Here is a 16,542-nt window from a genome sequence, read left to right on the forward strand (position 1 = left end):
AGGCGCAAACGAAAATGGCCCGGGACCTTTGCAGTCCCGGGCCATTTCTATTTGGTTCAATCCGGTAGGCTTCAGCGCCGCCCTTCCAGATAATCGTTCAGCACTTCGTGGAAACGCGCCACGCGGGCTTCCTGGCCCGACAGATAGGCACCCTTGAAGCCCATCGAGTGCAGGCCGCGCTGCTGCGTCACGGCAAGCGAGAGATCCTGCGTTAGGAAGTCGCCCTGCGCGATATTCGCTTCGTAATCGGCGTAATCGTCGGTCTCCAGCTCGGCTTCCTCATACGGACGCATGCCGTACAGGGTCGCGACCTCGGTCTGTCCCTCCACCTTGGGCACGAGATACCAATAGTCGAAGGTCGACCAGTTCGGATCGTCGGCATCGGGTTCGGTGCGGAAGACGTGCAGCCCTTCGGGCGTGCCGGTCAGCGTCAGGTTCGGGAACAAAGTGTGATGCAGCTGGTCGGTCAGCTCGTCATCGGTGAAGTTCTCGAAATATTTATAGCCGCGCGACGGCCCCAGACGGCGACGCGCCTCCTGCAGCGCCTTGCGGCCTTCCTGTGCGCGCCCGTCATAGTCGTTGGGATCAATGTCCCACTCGGACAGGACCTGCGCCCACAGCGGCTTCATCTGCTGCGCATCCTCGTAACGCGAGGACGGCTGCAGCTTTTCGATCATGCGGTTGTGGCCCGACGGATACATCTCGAACACTGTGGTCGAGTAGTGATCGTCGATCATCGGCATGAACTGCGGGTGCACCGCGGGGATATGATAGGCCTCGTTAAAATTGTCGGAGGCAAACTTCCAGTTGGTGTTCACGCGCAGCTTGCGCCGCACCACGCGGACCCAATTGTCGAGATCGCGATTGGCCAGCAGCGTCGGCGCCGGGTCGAGATAATCGAGCAGCGGTTTCGGATCGGGGTTGAAGCTGAAGAAGATGAACCCGCCCCATGTGTCACAGGCCAGTTCATGCAGCTTCAGCTTGCCGCAGGGGTCGCCCTTGGGGAAATCTTCCGGGTCCTGCACTTCCTCGAGCATGCCGTCGAGGCCCCATTTCCAATTGTGATAGGGGCAGGTGAACTGCCCGTTCACCCCGCCCTCGTCCGTGTTGACGAGGAGATTGCCGCGATGCTGGCAGACGTTGAGGAACGCCTTGATCGAACCATCGTGCTGGCGGACCATCAGCACCGATTCATGGCGGAAGTCATGGGTGATGAAATCGCCCGCTTCTTCCAGCTGCGCGGTGCGGCCGCCGACATGCCAGACCTTGGTCCACATGTGTTCCCATTCGCGGTCGGCGAATTCCCTGGACCAATAGCGGTCGCCGGTGATCACATCGCCGCGCGCGGCGGGTTTCTGCGCATCGGGGTGAGTGGGATAGCCGGGCTTTGCCGGCGGAAGATCGAGCGTGTCTGCCATGCGATATGCTCCTTCTTGAGTTTCAGCGTTCGCCGTGAATTTCACTAAGCGAACAGGGCATCGGCATCATCGGACTGATGGTGTAGTGGCGGCACTTCCATGCGCCGTCCTGCTGCAGACATTCCATCCGGTATTTCACCTGCACTTCGACCGTGTTGCCGTCCTTGGATGCGCCCATGCCGATGACATAGGCGGTCATCGCGCCCACGCCGGTGTCCGCGTCCCAGCTTTCAGGGCGGAAATTGCTGATGAAGTGGAAGTGATGCGTCATGTCGGCGAAGACCGCCTCGAAAAAGGCGCGGATGTCGCCCTTGTCGTTCATCATCGGCAGCCCGATCGCGGTCAGGTCGGCGACCGCATCATCGGTGAAGAGATCGAGCAGCGGCTCGACATCCTTGAGCCCGTCGACGGCATAGCAATATTCGATCAGATGACGCTCCAGCGCGGTGCGGACATCTTCGGGCATCTGCGACATGGTACTTCCTCTCCTTTGCGGGACCGCGTCCCGTTTCGCCGGGCCGCCCGGTCAGGCGGCCATCGGCATCATCGCCTCGAGCGTGAAGCGCCGGCAGCGCCAGGCCCCTTCATACTCGACACATTCCATCCAGTATTTGACCTGCACCGAAATTGCGGTGCCATCCTTCGCCAGCCCCATGCCCATGACATAGGAGGTCAGCGTGCCCACGGTGCCGTCCCAGCTTTCAGCCCGGGGATTGGCAGCCATGTGGAATTCATAGGCCATGTTCTCGACGAGGCCGGTATAGAAGGCGCGGATCTCGTCCTCTCCGTTCATCACCGGGAAGCCCACGGCCGAAAAATCGAGCGCGGCATCGGGGGTGAAGCACGCGACGACCTTTTCAGGGTCGCCGCGCGTGTCCACGCCATGCGCATATTCGGTCATCAGCCGCGAAAGCGCCTTGAACACCGCTTCGGGCATCGTCCTGTGCTTTTCGGCAAGGCTCGCCATTATTCGCCGGCCTCCGCCTTCTGTTCGGTCGGGTGACCGAGCACGACATCGTTCAGCAGTTCGTGGAACCGCTGGATGCGCTTTTCCTGATAGGTCAGCAGGCAGCCCTTGAAACCGCGGGAATTGAGGCCCTGCTGCTGCGTCGTGCCGATCGACAGGTCCTGATCCGCCACGAAGCCCAGCGACACGCCATCGCCATAGACGGAATGATGCGCGATCGCGTCATGGCGCAGCGGCGCCTTGCCCACCGGGGTCTCGACTTCCTTCATCCCCTCGACCGGGGGATAGAGGCACCAGTGCTGGAAAACGCATTTGGCCGGATCCGTCGGGTGCGGTTCGGTGCGCAGGATCTGGCACTGCTCCGGGCTCATGGTGATGGTGAGATTGGGGAACAGGGTGCAGTGGAAATAGTCCACCAGCTGCTGATCGCTCATCGCGTGATAATTGGTGTAGCCGCGTTCGGGACCGTGCTTGCGCTTCGCCTCGATGATGGCCTGACGGATATCGTCGGTGCGGCCGCGATATTCCTTGGGGTCGATGCCCCATGCCTCGGCCGCTTCGTACAGGCCCGGGGGCACGTCGCCGCTCACGTAATCCTTACGGCTGGTCGCCTGGTGGCCGATCATCCACATCGAGTTGTGGCCGTTCTCATACATCTCGAACAATGTGGTCGGCAGGCCATCGTTGATGAAGGTCGCCAGTTCGGGATGGATCGTCGGGAGGTGATAGCTCTCGTTGAAATTGTCGCGGATGATCTTCCAGTTGAATTCGCAATCGGCCGAAACATTCAGCACGCGGACCCAGTTTTCGAGACCATAGCCTGCCAGCCGCTCAGGGAACGGGGCGAGCCATTCTTCAAGCGGGGCGATATCCTGATCCATCGCCCAGAACACGAAGGGCCCCCATGTCTCGCAGCGCAGTTCGGTCAAATGGACCTTGCCGCACGGATTGCCGCCGGGGAAATCGTCGGGGTCCTGCACATTGACCAGCGTGCCCGACGGATCGAACTGCCAGCCATGATAGGCGCAGGTAATGCGCGGGGTGGAGGCGACATCGCCCAGCACCAGCCGGTTACCGCGGTGCGGGCAGGTGTTGTAGAACGCGCGCACGCCGCCATCGGCCTGCTTGACCATGATGACGGATTCGCGGCCGAAGTTGTGGCGAATGACATCGCCCTCTTCCTCAAGATCGGCCAATACGCCGCCAAGGTGCCAGACCGACGGCCAGAGCTTTTCGTACTCACCCTCCATCCACTCACGCGAAGTGTAGCGGTCGGCGGTGATGGTATCGCCGCGAACGGGCTGGTCGTGTTCGGCCGAATAGCGAGCTGCGCCGGTCTGGATATTCATGAAAACTGGTCCTCTTCCTGCTGTGACAGGACCGACCAGTCTCGCGTTTCGCTGAAATCCTCTCCTCGCCTACCCCCGCGCGGTGCGGCGGGGTTTTCGGCGAAGAAGACCCGGCTTCCGGGCTGGTCGGTCACCCAGTCCGTTATGAGCCTGCGACGCATGATGCGCCACTGGCCATTCTCGCAGGAATATTCATCGACATAGCGGCCCGCGACGATCACGTCGCGAATCTGCCCCGTTTCGTCGCGCACATCGTGGAACGCTTGGAAATAGCATTCGCCCGATGCGCTGGTTGCGGATTTCATCTCGATCCGGACCTGCCCGAGGAAGTGATGCGTCCCCTCCATGTCCGAAAGCAGGTCGATGGCGAAATCGGCGAAATCCTCGCGGTTTCCCGCCATGAGCCCGCAATCGACGAAAGCATCGGGATGAAAGGCGCTGAGCAGCGTGTCACGATCGAGGCGGTCCAGCCCACGCATGTAGCGCTGGACCGCATCACTGATGTCGCGGCGGGCGGCAAGATCGCGGATCTCCCGCCCCAGATCTGTTTCCGGATCTGCCATCGCCGTCACTCCATCGTTTCGCCATTGTCGATGGTGATCGTGGTGCCGTTGATATGGCGCCCCTCGTCGCTGGCGAGGTAGAGGATCATGTTCGCGATGTCGCTGGGCTGTCCCATGCCATACGCGGCCTGATGCTCCAGCCCGGCGCTGCCTTCAGGCAGTTCGGCCAGCGCCTGCGCCGTCATGGGCGTGACGATGCTGCCCGGCGCGACCGCGTTGACGCGAATGCGATATTTCTGTTCCTTGCAGTGCACCGCGACCGAACGGGTCAGGCCGATGACCCCCGCCTTTGCCGCGCTATAGGCTGGAATCGCGCTCATCCCAACCAGCCCGCCGATGGACGAGATATTGATGATCGAACCCGACCCGTCCTTAGACATGTGCGGGATCGCGGCCTGGCAGCCGAGATAGGTGCCGGTCAGCATGACATCGACGAGGAAGCGGAAATCCGCAGGCGACTGCTCCTCGACCGTGCCGAACTTCACCAGGCCTGCATTGTTGACGAGCGTATCGAGCCTGCCGAACCGGTCGATCGTGGCCTTCACCACCTCGGCCCAGCGCGCCTCGTCGCGCACGTCGTGATGGAGATAGATGGCTTCGCCAAGCTCTTCGGCGAGCTGCTGGCCAGCTTCCTCGTTGATGTCGGTGATGACGACCTTCGCACCCTCGCGGGAGAGGACGCGCGCGTCCTCTGCCCCAAGGCCGGATGCACCGCCGGTGATCAGCGCAACGCGCCCTTCGACCCGGCCGCCCATCAGAAGTTCACCTGCGCGGAGATGCCGTACTGGCGAGGCGGCGCATAGCCCGTGATCGCCATGTATCCGGGCGAATCATAAGCGGTGGAAATATAGCGCGTGTCGAGCAGGTTCTTGCCCCACAGTCCGATCTGCCAGGCATCGCCGGGCGCGTGATAGGTCAAGAGGCCATCGACGTTATAGGTCTCCTGCACCAGCGAGCGCGGGGTATCGAGGATGGCGGTGTAGTATTTCTCGTCCGTGTACTGCCAGCTGATGTCGCCCACGACGCGGCCGCCGCTACCCAGCTCGTATTCGTAGTTCACGCCGACCGTGCCCGCCCATTCGGGCGCGTTCTGCAAGCGGTAGCCCTTGAGGTCGAAGAACTCGCCCGAGACCGGATCGCCATAGATGAATTCGTCGTACTTGGCGTCGAGATAGGCGATCGAACCGCGGAAGGTCAGGCCGTAGACCGGCACCGCCTGCGCTTCGAATTCAAAGCCCTTGATGGTCGATGCGCCGGCATTGAGGATGCGGTTGCCCTGTGTGTTGGTGGCCGGATCGAAATAGATCTGGGCCAGCTGCATGTCGCGGTAATCGGTGTAGAACACGGCCAGATTGGTGCGCAGGCGATTATCAAGGAAATCGGCTTTCAGGCCGACTTCATAGGTATCGACCTCTTCCGGGCCGAACGGCGTGTCGCCATCGGCGGCAACGCCGATACGGCCGGTGAAGCCGCCCGACTTGAAGCCGCGCGCCCAGCTGGCATAGACCAGCGCGTCCATGGTCAACTCGTAATCGAGACCGACCTTCCAGCCGACATTGTCCCAGCTCTTCTTGCCGCCGACATTGATCTGGTGGACAGCCGAGGGATCGTTCAATCCCCCATCCCATTCCGGATCGGTCAGGGCCGGCAGACCGAACACCGTATCGAGCGTTGAGCGCGCGTCGATCTTGTCATGGGTAAAGCGGATACCCGCCGACAGCTTCAGGCGGTCGGTGATCTGCGTATAGGTCTGGGCAAAGGCCGAGAGGCTTTTCGTGTCCTGATCCTGGCTGTTGAACTGGGCCAGACCCTCAAGAGCGAAATCCAGCTTGTACATCTGGTAGTGGTCGTAATGCGTCTGGAGGTAGAAGACGCCCGCCACGCCGGAGAAGATGCCGCTTTCGAACGCAGTGCGCAGTTCCTGGCTGAACTGCCAGCCATTGGTCTTGCGCCGCGTGGCGTTGTTGGTCTTCGCCGTGCCGTCCTGGTCGGTATATTCGAACAGGGTGAATTCCTTGTACCCCGTGATCGAGGTCAGGTCGCCCAGCGGCGTGTTCGCCCATTCAAGCGTGGCGACACCGAAATAGGTGTCCATGTCCGACGTGTCGGGCACCTGGTTGTTGCCCGAAAAATATTTCTCGGGCGCCACACAGGGTTCGCCCGGCACACTGCACGGGCTCTGGTACTGCGGCAGCTCCGCACCGTTCCAGAAAGTGCCTTCGGGCACATAATTCGCTTCGCCCGGCAGGCCGCCGTTGATCACGACCGGTGAGCCGTTGCGACCGGCGACATATTCGCCCTGCAGCGTAATGCTGAAGTCGGAGGTCGGCGTAACCAGCAGCTGGCCGCGCACGGCGTCCACGTTGCGGCTGCCCATGTCCTTACCGTTGAAAACGTTCGTCACCCAGCCATCGCGCTGCGTATGCAGGCCCGAGACCTTGACCGAGGCGAGATCCTCGACCAGCGGCATCTCGATCGCGCCGGACAGGTCGAAGCGGTTCCAGTTGCCATAGGCCGCCTTGACCCAGCCGCCGAATTCGCCGGTCGGCTGCGCGCTGACGACATTGACAACGCCGCCGGTGGTGTTCGCACCGAACAGCGTGCCCTGCGGCCCGCGCAGAATCTCGACACGCGAGATATCATAGGTATCGATGAGCGCGCCCATCGAGAAGAACTGCGGCACACCGTCGACCACGATCGAAACGGTGTTGCCGGCATAGGGATCGGGCTCGATCACGCCGATGGCGCGGATCGTGAATACGGCGCTGGCAGGGGTGTTGGCGAAATTGTCGATCTGGACATTGGGAACGCTGCCCTGCAGCGACTGCAGGGTGGTGACCTGCATGTCGGCCAGCTGCTGCCCGCCGACCGCGGTGATCGAAATCGGAACGTCCTGGATCGATTCGCTCTGCTTCTGCGCGGTCACCACGATCTCTTCGAGACCGCCAGTCGGCGCCGGCGCTTCAGCCGTAACCGAATCGCCCTGGTCCGCAGCATCCTGCGCAAGCGCGGTCGCCGGCATCAGCAACACCGATGCAAGTGCGGTTCCGGAATAAAATACGTGTTTTCCCATGCTTCCTCTCCCGATGCCCCGGCGCGATCTATGTCGCGATCGAGGGCTTGGCCCTGGCCTTTCCCGGCCATAATTCGCCTGCCGCCGGAAATAACCGGCAGCCATGTCGGTTTTATTGGCGTAAAGTGCTACGGCAGGATACTGAATGAAGTGATAGGTTCAGCGCCTTCAGGCATGGAAAGTGAGCAATGACAGTTACCCGCAGATCCCGGGCCCTCAGACGGATCAGGCCCGGAGGCGGCCCCGAGGACCATGAACGCTGGCAGCAGCGCAAGAGCCTGCAAACACGCGAGGACATGCTGGAAGCCGCGATCGATGGCCTTGTCGAATTCGGATATGCGGGACTGTCCATCAACGACGTGGTGCGCCGCACCGGCGTATCGCGCGGGGCAGTGCACCATCACTTCCCCTCACGCGGGGCGCTGGTCGCCGGGCTGATAGAGCATGTGTTCTATCACCGCATGCGCCAGTTTCTCGACGATTTCCTCGCCCGCTTGAAAGTGCCCGAGGCAGGGGATGTGCCGCAGACCCCTCACCGCCTGGCGATGGAAATGCACTGGCAATCGGTGGAAAGCCGCGAATATGCCGCATTCCTGCGCCTGTCGGTCGCTGCCCGCAGCGACGAGGCATTGGCCGAGATATTCCTGCCCGCAGCCCGCCTTTATGACGAGGTCTGGCTGGGCGAAATGCGCCACGCCTTTCCGCAATGGCGCGGCGCCGAGGATGAGATGCAGCTTGCCAGCGACATCGTCCTGACAGTGCACACGGGGCTGCTGATCCAGCAATCGACCATCGGCGCGGCGAGATCGCACAATGTGCAGGAAAAGATCATCGCCCTGGTCGAAGGCATCGCGCGCGAGGCCGGTGCCTGACCGGCGGAAAACATCGCCGGCTGCCAAACCACTTATGAGAAAGGATAGTTGAAGCGGGCCATGCGCCCGCCCAACTTGCACGGCATATCCACCCGCCGAAAGGCGGCAACACGGCAGGCCGCCGCGCATCGATATTCCCATCGGACGCTGGCGAGGACCTGACCCACGACAAGAGAGGAGCCCTCGCATGGCAAATGTCTTCATCACTGGCGCCGGCCGGGGAATCGGTTTCGAACTGGCGCGCAAGCATGCAGCCGCGGGCGACCGCGTTTTTGCACTGGTGCGCGACACCACCAAATCGGGCGATCTGACCGCGCTCGCCGATGGATCGGGCGGGAAAGTCACGATCCACCGGATGGACGCAGGCGACCTCAAGGCCATTCCCGCCGCTGCCGCCGCCACCGGCGACGACAAGGTCGACATCCTCTATAATGTGGCGGGCAATACCGGCCCGCTCAACAACGAGTTGGAAACCGACATTGACTGGGACGGCTGGGACGAGAGTTTCGACCTGATGGTCAAGGGCCCGCTCGCCGTGCTCAAGGCGTTTCTGCCGCGCATGCACGAAGGCAGCAAGGTGATCAATTTCTCCAGCCAGCTGGCCGCCAGCACATGGCCCTATGGCGGATTGTATGCCTATGGCGCGGCCAAGGCGGCGCTCAACCGCGTCATGCGTTCGGTCGCCATCGACCTCAAGGACAAGGGCATCATCGTCGTCACGCTGCACCCTGGCTATGTCCAGACCGACATGGGCGGCCCCAACGCAGAGATCACGCCTGATGAAAGCGCCTCGGGCATTCACGCCCTCTCCCAGTCGCTGACGATCGAAGACAGCGGCGATTTCTTCAAATGGAACGGTGATCGTCACCCCTGGTAATCGGCCATAAGCCGCGCCCCCAAACCGCAAACACAGGAGAGTGACATGCCCTTCACCGGCCCGCTCGAAGACCGGATCGCCATTCGCGAGACCATGGAAACCTATGCCTTTGGCGTCATGTCCATCGATGCCGATCTATGGGCATCGACCTGGGCGGAGGACGCCTATTGGGCGCTGCCCGAATATCCCGACCTTGGCGGGTTCGAGGGGAAGAAGGCCATCGTCGACGCATGGGTCGGGTCGATGAAGGTCTATGGCCTCGATAACATGACCCGCCCGATGGTCTATCTTGCCCACCCGGGCCGGATCGAGGTCGATGGCGACAAGGCGAAAGCCACCACCATGACGATCGAGATCTACCAGCACCCCGAAACCGGCGAGACCGTCCACGGCAATGGCCATTACGAGGACGAGCTGGCGAAAATCGACGGCAAATGGGTCTTTACCCGCCGCGAATACCGCATCTTCCACGAACGCCGGAACAAGGGCGAATAAGCTGGCGAGAGCGCCCTGCTACACCGGTGGCAGGGCGCTTTCCCTCTCATCCAGCAGATAGCTGCGCATCGAAGGGCGGTCGAACAGACGTTCTTCATCCTCTGCGATCATCGCCGCGACTGCGGGGTCTGCGACAGAGACGAAGAATGCATCCATCGCCTCCCTGTCCGGGAAATCTATTTCCAGAATAACATCGGGCGCGCCCGCTTCATCATCATGCCCGAACGGCATGAGGAAGCGCCGGACATAGCGCGTGGCATGTCCGGCAAGCACTTTTTCCCCGATCCGCGCATGCGCGGCCTCATAGTAATCGACGAATTCCGCCTGGCTCATGCCCGCACGGCGGCGCATGATCGTCATCAGGGTGATCGTCATGGCGCGATAATCACATTACAGGTTCGGGCGCATCCGGATCACCGGCCATGTACCAGTTCAGCCATTCATGGAAATACTGGTTTCCGCGCTCGTTCTTGCCGAAAATCAGCTCTTCATGCGCACCCGATTCCAGGCCCTTCTGGATTTCGAGGCCGATGACGTAATCCTCTTCATAGGTCACGTCGCGGAAGAAATTGACCATCTGCTCCAGCTTCTCGGCCTCGGCCTCGTCCTTGGGCGCGTTGCGGCACAGATAGTTGAGCACGGTGCGGTTCTCACCCGGCGTCGGCCCGGGGAACAGCTGCGCGACCTGCGTGATTTCGGGCGCGACAAAAACCGAGACATTGGGGAACAGGATCCGCACGAAGTCATAGCCGAAATTCTCGCGCTTGCCCCAATCGTCGCGCGGCACGTCCTTCAGCAGGTCGGCGATCTCATGCTGCGGAAAGCTGATCCGCATCGACGGGCCATAGCCTTCGTAATGCATGGTGTTCGACGGGGTGCGCGGAAAGATCGTTTCGGGGTGCAGCGACTGGAAATGATACCCTTCCAGATAGCCGTCGAACGCGATCTTCCAGTTGGCGCCATGGATCGTGCGGCTGCTGATGAAATGCCAGTCGGCGAAATCCAGATCGCCGAAATCGTCGAGATAGCCGCGGAAATAGCCATCGAGATCGATCGACCCATTGGGATCGAGCGTCACGAAGATCAGCCCGTTACGTTCCTCACATGGCAGCTGGCGCAGGCCGCGCTGCGACTTGTCGACATCGCCAAAGCTCTTCTGGTCGGAAATGCCGATCAGCTTGCCGTCGCGGCCAAAGGTCCATGCGTGATATTTGCAGGTGAAGCGCGGGCAATTGCCGTGTCCTTCCTCTGCCACCGGCGCGCCGCGATGCGAACATACGTTGAGAAAGGCGCGGACCGTGCCATCCTTGTCGCGGGTGATGAGGACCGGCATGCCGACCGCTTCCATCGCCTTGTAATCGCCGGGGTTGGGCATTTCGGCGGTGAAGGCGAGCATCAGCGGCAGCTTCTTGAAGACCGTCTCGATCTCCTTGTCGTACACGTCCTTGTCGCAATAGGACGCGGACGGCACCGTCATGGTGTAGTCGCCCTGATAGGTCGTCTTGTTCTCGACATAGCCGATCATCGTTTCGGCCAGTTCACCCAGATGACCGATGCGTGCTGCGCGGTCCATCGCCATTCTCCCACGTGTATTTTCGACCGGGCCCGTCCGGGCCCTGTTCTGCTTGGCCGCAAAGCTGCCGCGCAGGTGGGACGATTACAACTGTTCGGAATCATAGGGGCAAAAGAAAAACCGGCAGCATTGCCGGTTACATGGCATGCGGTGGGCAAACACGGCCTCACCCCCTATTATTTCCGCCAATGGCCCCGCAGGCGCTTATGGGCAAGAACGGGAGGTGGGAAAGGAGCTATCGATCAATGAACCGAGTGGACCCGCCATGGGCGTGGATGACCCTGCCACCTGCACATCTCGCCCCTTTTGCGGGCGAATGGCGCGGCAAGACGCTTGCTGACCTCGCGCATGAGAAGGCTGATGCCGATCCCGGCTTCATTGCCCTGATCGATGAAAAACGCTCCCTCACCCGCCGCGAATGGCTGAATGATGCGCAGGCGCTGGCCAATGCGCTTTATGCCCGCGGCTTGCGGCAGGGCGATACCATCGCCTTCCAGACGCCCAACTGGCATGAGGCGGGCATCCTCAACCTTGCCTGCGCGATATTGGGGCTGGTCGTGAATCCGATCGTCCCGATCTACCGCGATGCGGAAGTCGAGATGATGCTGCGCGATTGCCGCGCCCGCGCGATCTTTACCTGCACCGAATTCCGCCGCTTCGACTTCGCCGCCATGGCAGAGCGGCTCGCGCCCGGGCTTGAACATCTCGACCATGTCTTCACCGTGCGCGGAACGGGCAGGGACGATCTGGCCGCCATGGTGGCGGAAGGCCGCGATCTGCCCTCCCCCGATGTCCCGGTGGATGCAGGTTCGGTCAAGATGGTGCTCTTCACCTCCGGCACGACCGGGCGGCCCAAGGGCGTGCTCCATAGCCATGACACGCTCGAGAATATCGTGCGCAAAAGCTATGCCCACTGGCGTATCGGCGATGGCGAAACGCTGCTCATGCCCTCCCCCGTCACCCATGTGTCGGGCTATGCCAATGGGCTTGAAACCCCCTTCATCGTCGGCACCCGCGTGGTGTTGATGGAAAGCTGGAACGCGGCAGAAGCGGTCCGCCTGATCGAAGAGCACGACGTCGTGGGCACGGTCGCGGCCACGCCCTTCCTTGTCGAACTGGCCGATACGGCGCGCGAGGCAGGCACGCGCCTGCCGACGATGCGCATGTTCGCCTGCGGCGGCGCGGCGGTGCCGCCAGAGCTGATCCCGGCTGCCAATGCGGCGTTCGAAAACATGCGCGCCTTTCGCGTTTTCGGCGCGAGCGAGGTGCCGCTGGTCAGCTTCGGCTGGCCCGACAACGAGCATCTGGCCGCCACAACCGATGGCGAGGTCGTCGATTACGAAGTCAAGCTGGTCGATGACGAGGGCTTGCCGGTCGCCGCCGGGCAGGAAGGCGAAATCCTTGCCCGCGGGCCATCGATGATGCTGGGCTATGCGGATGAAGCGCAAAGCGCGGCTGCTTTCGACGACGAGGGCTATTTCAAGACCGGCGATCTGGGCGTGCTGTCGCCCGAGGGCGCGATCACCATCACGGGGCGCAAGAAGGACCTGATCATTCGCGGCGGCGAAAACATCAGCGCGGTCGAGATCGAGGACGTCTTGCGCACTCACCCGCTGGTCAAGGACGCGAGCGTCGTTGCCATGCCGCACGAACGGCTGGGCGAAGGCGTGTGCGCCTATGTCATTGCCGCGGGCGAAACGCCTGAAATAGAAGTGCTATGCGCCCATGTCGCGGCAAGCGGGCTGGCCAAGCAAAAGACACCCGAACGCTTCATATTCGTCGATGACTATCCGCGCACTGCGTCGGGCAAGATCCGCAAGGACCAGTTACGCGCCGACGTAAAGGCCAGGATCGAGGAAGAGCGCGCGGAGGCCCGCGCCTAGAGCAACCTCGCGGCAGCGATACTCGCAGCGGCTCAGGGCCAGGTCGATCGCGGCCTTTAAGAGTGGGCGACAACGAAATTGCGCATCGCGGCGATACAGCGCCTGTCCGACGAGAGTTCGGACGGCGCGCTGTCTTCGACATTATCGCAGAACCGAATTGCAGGACCGAGGCGATCCAACGCTTCGGCGGCCGAAGGCTCAGCCCTGCCAGTTCGCGCCGGCTGCGTGGCGACCGGCGCGGCGGCCGAAATAGCTGCCGGGCCCGAGGCTCATACCGCTGGCATAGGCCTTGCCGGTACGCGGGATATGCGCCGCACTGGCCCCCACGACATAAAGGCCGGGGATCGGCTCGCTACGCTGATCGAGGCACTCACCATTGGGGCCGGATTTCAGCCCGCCAAGCGTGATGAACAGATAGGTCGACCGGTCGAACGAGATGTCGAATGCCGCCCACGGCCCCTGGTCCAGCGGCTTCAGCCAAGACGGATCCTTGTGCAGCAGCGGGTCGCGGCCTTCGGCTGCGTTCTCGTTATAGAACGCCATCGTCCTGACCAGCGAACCTGTCGGCAGGTCGAGGCCCGCCTCCATCTCCTCGATCGTTTCGTAACCGTCGATCAGGGTGTGGTTCGCGGTCGGGATCTCGGGATAGGCGAATATCTCGCTGTCGACGATCAGATAGGCTTTCTGGTCGGGCTGCTCCATCACGAAGTTCGCGGTGCGGCCATGATAGCTGTCTTCGGCCACGAAACGTTCGCCGCGCTTGTTGATGACGATGCCCTTGATGAGCTGCCCCGGAGGATAGATCGACGCGGTCGGGATAACCCCGTCCATCGCGCTCGTCCCCGCACCAGCCGAAAGTCCCAGCAAAACGCCTGCGCCATCATTGCTCGGGATGCCGAGCGGCTCGCTCGTCTCGCCCAGCAGGGGGATGTTCTCGGCGATCATCTCACGATTGAGGTTGAAGCTTCCCGCCGCGATGATCACGGCGCGGCGCGCCTTTGCGTAGATCGTGCCGTCGGTCTGCTTGATCTGCACGCCGACGATCCGGCCCGAACCATCGGCGACCAGCGCCGTGACGCCGCTGTCATAGATCGCGGCGATGCCTTCCTCTTCGCACTTCTGCAGCAGCGGAGCCATGCCGGTGTGTCCGGCGTTCTCGCCCGTGCCCGCCACCTTGTGTCCGCGCGGGGCGGGCTTTGCGATCATGTTATAGGGCCACAGCTTCTCATTCCCGGTGCCCATCAGGCAGGTCGTGTCGTTGAGGAACACGGCCTTGCCCTTGAACTCGGTCCGCTCGAAGGGAAGGCCCTGCTCCTCGAGCCAGTCGAAATGCGCCGGACCATCATCGCAAAAGCTGCGCACCGCAACCGGGTCGAGCGGATCGCAGCTCGCCATCATATAGGCGGCCATCTCGTCCGGCGTGTCTTCGTAACCCATGGCCTTCTGCACCGCCGTGCCGCCGCCAAGGTAATAGATGCCCGAAGACATCGCACTGGCCCCGCCGCCGCCCGAGGCGCGTTCGACGATCAGCACGTCTGCGCCTGCGCGGTGCGCTTCCAGCGCTGCGCAGGTTCCGGCAACGCCCTGTCCGATGACCACGACATCGCATTCGCGGTCCCAGCCCGGGATCGCATCGTCGGCAAGCAGTTCAGGCACTTCCTTCATGTTCACTTCCCCTCGGTCGCAGCGGCGATGCTGGCCTCCATCTCGGCAGGCGTGGGATTGCCGCGCAGGCAAAGCCCGCCGTTCACCTGCAGGTTCTCGCCCGTCATGAAACATTCGTCGCTGGCCAAGAAAACGGCGGCGGCGGCAATGTCGTCGCTCGTCCCGTAACGGCCCAGCGGATAGCCGGGGATGAAGCTTTCAAGGAGGCCCGGCACCTCGCCCGCCTCCTCGGTCATCGGCGTTTCCGTAAGGCCCGGCGAAATCGAATTGGCGCGGATGCCGTCCTGCCCGAATTCATTGGCGACGCAGCGGATGATGTGATCGGTCGCGGCTTTCGTCCCCATATAGGCGGCATGGTTCCACAGCATGATCTTTGCCGTGGCGCTGGAAATCTGGATGATCGAACCGCCATTGCCGCCCATCGACCGCGCCATCACGCGAACGAGCGCCTGATAAAACTGAAACGGGCCGACCAGTTGCAGCGCGCTCATCCGTTCAAGCTGTTCGCGCGTATTGTCGAGAAACGGGGTCAGAAGCCCCCAGCCCGTCGCATTCACGGCAATATCGATTCCGCCCATCGCACCGGCAGCGTCCGCCACCAGTGCATTGACGCTGTCTTCGCTGGTGATGTCGCAGGTCACGGCATGGGCGCCGGTTTCCTCGGCAAAGCGGTCGAGAACCTCGCGCTTGCGCCCGGCGACGGTCAGCTGCGCGCCTTCTGCAAAGAAACGGCGCGCCATCACCTGCCCCATGTTGCCCGCGCTGCTTGCGCCAAGGATCAATGCGCGTTTGCCTGCCAGCCTCGCCATGATCGGCTCTCCCATTCATGCCTTGTGTTCTGGTAGCCGCGTTACCACTGGCGCATGGCGAACAGCACTGCGAAAAAGTGCAGTCGATGTGCGCGCCGGCAAGGCCTAGGATCGCGCCCAAGAGCCCCGGCAATTCGCCGGCACTCAAGACTGAATTACAAGGGAAAGGAACTCCACATGGATCTCGGCCTCAAGGGCATGAAAGCCATACTCGTCGGCGCGAATGGCGGCATCGGGCGCAAGGTCGCCCAGACGCTGGCAGCCGAAGGATGCAATGTCGCGATCTGCGGCCGCACGCAGGACAAGGTCGACAAGGTGGAAGGCGAGCTGAAGCCGACCGGCGTGACCGTCTATGCCGAAGCGCTCGACGTGACCGATCCCGCGACCGTTCCCGCCTTTGTGACGAAGGCCGCGGATGCGCTGGGCGGCTGCGACATCTTCATCAGCTTCACCTCGGTCAATCCGGGCGAAGATACCGATGAAGCATGGCAAACCGTCCTCAATGTCGACATCCTGCCGCTGCGCCGCGGCGTCGAGGCGGCAATGCCTTTTCTGGAGGCATCAGACGCAGGCTCGATCATTTGTCTGAGCTCGACCGGAGCGGTTGAGGATTTCATGGGCGTGCAGCCTTATAACGCGCTGAAGGCGGCTGTCTCGAATTATGCCTCCGCCCTTTCGCAGGCGCTTGCTGCCAAGGGCATTCGTGCCAACTGCATCACGCCCGGCCCCGTCATGTGCGAGGATGGCCCCTGGGTCCATATCAAGGAAAACATGACGGAGTTTTACGATTCGATCCTCGCCCAGATCCCGACGGGCCGCCTGACCGATGGCGAGGAACTCGCTAAAACCATCGCCTTTGTCGCATCGCCTGCGTGCAAGGCGATGACGGGCGCGAATATCGTGGTCGACGGCGGATTTACCAAGCGCGTCCAGTTCTGATCGCCGCTTGATAGCCGACAGAAAAAGGGCAGGTCTCGCGGATGCGGGACCTGCCCTTT

At 62.2% G+C, this 16,542-nt stretch carries 16 protein-coding genes; 5 read left to right on the plus strand and 11 right to left on the minus strand.

The genetic code is table 11. The features are described from left to right. Positions 1 to 71: 71 nt before the first annotated feature. From A9D13_RS06915 to A9D13_RS06945, 7 genes are read right to left on the minus strand one after another with little or no spacing between them, the layout of a single operon-like run. On the minus strand, positions 72 to 1,418 hold the full coding sequence (locus A9D13_RS06915; RefSeq protein WP_066771928.1) for an aromatic ring-hydroxylating oxygenase subunit alpha: 1,347 nt from the start codon (positions 1,416 to 1,418) through the stop codon (positions 72 to 74). Between the two features lie 22 nt (positions 1,419 to 1,440). After that, positions 1,441 to 1,893, minus strand: coding sequence for a nuclear transport factor 2 family protein (locus tag A9D13_RS06920; RefSeq protein WP_066771930.1), 453 nt, complete (start codon positions 1,891 to 1,893; stop codon positions 1,441 to 1,443). Positions 1,894 to 1,944: 51 nt separating this feature from the next. Further along, positions 1,945 to 2,385, minus strand: coding sequence for a nuclear transport factor 2 family protein (locus A9D13_RS06925; protein ID WP_066771932.1), 441 nt, complete (start codon positions 2,383 to 2,385; stop codon positions 1,945 to 1,947). Next, positions 2,385 to 3,734 carry an aromatic ring-hydroxylating oxygenase subunit alpha gene (locus A9D13_RS06930; protein ID WP_066771934.1) on the minus strand — a complete coding sequence of 450 codons (1,350 nt, stop codon included), beginning with the start codon at positions 3,732 to 3,734 and terminating at the stop codon, positions 2,385 to 2,387. Before A9D13_RS06930 ends, A9D13_RS06925 begins: the two co-directional genes overlap by 1 nt. Beyond that, positions 3,731 to 4,297: a nuclear transport factor 2 family protein gene (locus tag A9D13_RS06935; RefSeq protein ID WP_066771936.1), complete on the minus strand. Its 567-nt coding sequence runs from the start codon at positions 4,295 to 4,297 to the stop codon at positions 3,731 to 3,733. The genes A9D13_RS06930 and A9D13_RS06935 overlap by 4 nt, the downstream gene beginning before the upstream one ends. Positions 4,298 to 4,302: 5 nt before the next feature. Beyond that, positions 4,303 to 5,052: a glucose 1-dehydrogenase gene (locus A9D13_RS06940; protein WP_066771938.1), complete on the minus strand. Its 750-nt coding sequence runs from the start codon at positions 5,050 to 5,052 to the stop codon at positions 4,303 to 4,305. After that, positions 5,052 to 7,370 (minus strand): TonB-dependent receptor, encoded by a 2,319-nt coding sequence (locus tag A9D13_RS06945; RefSeq protein WP_066771940.1) that lies wholly within the window; start codon positions 7,368 to 7,370, stop codon positions 5,052 to 5,054. The genes A9D13_RS06940 and A9D13_RS06945 overlap by 1 nt, the downstream gene beginning before the upstream one ends. Positions 7,371 to 7,558: 188 nt before the next feature. Between A9D13_RS06945 and A9D13_RS06950 the strand changes: the two genes are divergently transcribed. From A9D13_RS06950 to A9D13_RS06960, 3 genes are all read left to right on the plus strand, one after another. Further along, a complete protein-coding gene (locus tag A9D13_RS06950) occupies positions 7,559 to 8,242 on the plus strand; it encodes a TetR/AcrR family transcriptional regulator (RefSeq protein WP_082922191.1) in 684 nt (227 codons plus the stop codon). A 187-nt stretch (positions 8,243 to 8,429) separates the two neighbouring features. After that, the gene (locus A9D13_RS06955) at positions 8,430 to 9,119 is read left to right on the plus strand and encodes an SDR family oxidoreductase (protein ID WP_066771943.1); all 690 of its coding nucleotides are present in this window, start codon (positions 8,430 to 8,432) and stop codon (positions 9,117 to 9,119) included. Positions 9,120 to 9,164: 45 nt separating this feature from the next. Further along, positions 9,165 to 9,614: a nuclear transport factor 2 family protein gene (locus A9D13_RS06960; RefSeq protein ID WP_066771944.1), complete on the plus strand. Its 450-nt coding sequence runs from the start codon at positions 9,165 to 9,167 to the stop codon at positions 9,612 to 9,614. Positions 9,615 to 9,632: 18 nt separating this feature from the next. On the opposite strand, the gene A9D13_RS06965 is transcribed toward A9D13_RS06960, so the two are convergent. Then, a complete protein-coding gene (locus tag A9D13_RS06965; RefSeq protein WP_066771945.1) occupies positions 9,633 to 9,989 on the minus strand; it encodes an EthD domain-containing protein in 357 nt (118 codons plus the stop codon). A gap of 10 nt (positions 9,990 to 9,999) precedes the next feature. Further along, positions 10,000 to 11,187: an aromatic ring-hydroxylating oxygenase subunit alpha gene (locus A9D13_RS06970; protein WP_066771946.1), complete on the minus strand. Its 1,188-nt coding sequence runs from the start codon at positions 11,185 to 11,187 to the stop codon at positions 10,000 to 10,002. Positions 11,188 to 11,432: 245 nt separating this feature from the next. Between A9D13_RS06970 and A9D13_RS06975 the strand changes: the two genes are divergently transcribed. Continuing rightward, entirely contained in the window at positions 11,433 to 13,070 is a 1,638-nt protein-coding gene (locus A9D13_RS06975) for an AMP-binding protein (RefSeq protein ID WP_066771947.1), read from the plus strand. A gap of 198 nt (positions 13,071 to 13,268) precedes the next feature. Here A9D13_RS06975 and A9D13_RS06980 read toward each other — a convergent pair whose 3' ends face one another. Both A9D13_RS06980 and A9D13_RS06985 read right to left on the minus strand, forming a co-directional pair. Further along, complete coding sequence (locus tag A9D13_RS06980) at positions 13,269 to 14,735, minus strand: FAD-dependent oxidoreductase (protein ID WP_066771948.1); 1,467 nt, start codon at positions 14,733 to 14,735, stop codon at positions 13,269 to 13,271. 2 nt (positions 14,736 to 14,737) lie between these two features. Beyond that, positions 14,738 to 15,544, minus strand: coding sequence for an SDR family NAD(P)-dependent oxidoreductase (locus tag A9D13_RS06985; protein WP_066772127.1), 807 nt, complete (start codon positions 15,542 to 15,544; stop codon positions 14,738 to 14,740). A 177-nt stretch (positions 15,545 to 15,721) separates the two neighbouring features. Here A9D13_RS06985 and A9D13_RS06990 point away from each other — a divergent pair, with 177 nt between their 5' ends. Next, on the plus strand, positions 15,722 to 16,483 hold the full coding sequence (locus A9D13_RS06990; protein WP_066771949.1) for an SDR family NAD(P)-dependent oxidoreductase: 762 nt from the start codon (positions 15,722 to 15,724) through the stop codon (positions 16,481 to 16,483). Positions 16,484 to 16,542: the final 59 nt, after the last annotated feature.

The sequence above is a fragment of the Croceicoccus mobilis genome, from assembly GCF_001661965.1.
GTDB lineage: Bacteria > Pseudomonadota > Alphaproteobacteria > Sphingomonadales > Sphingomonadaceae > Croceicoccus > Croceicoccus mobilis.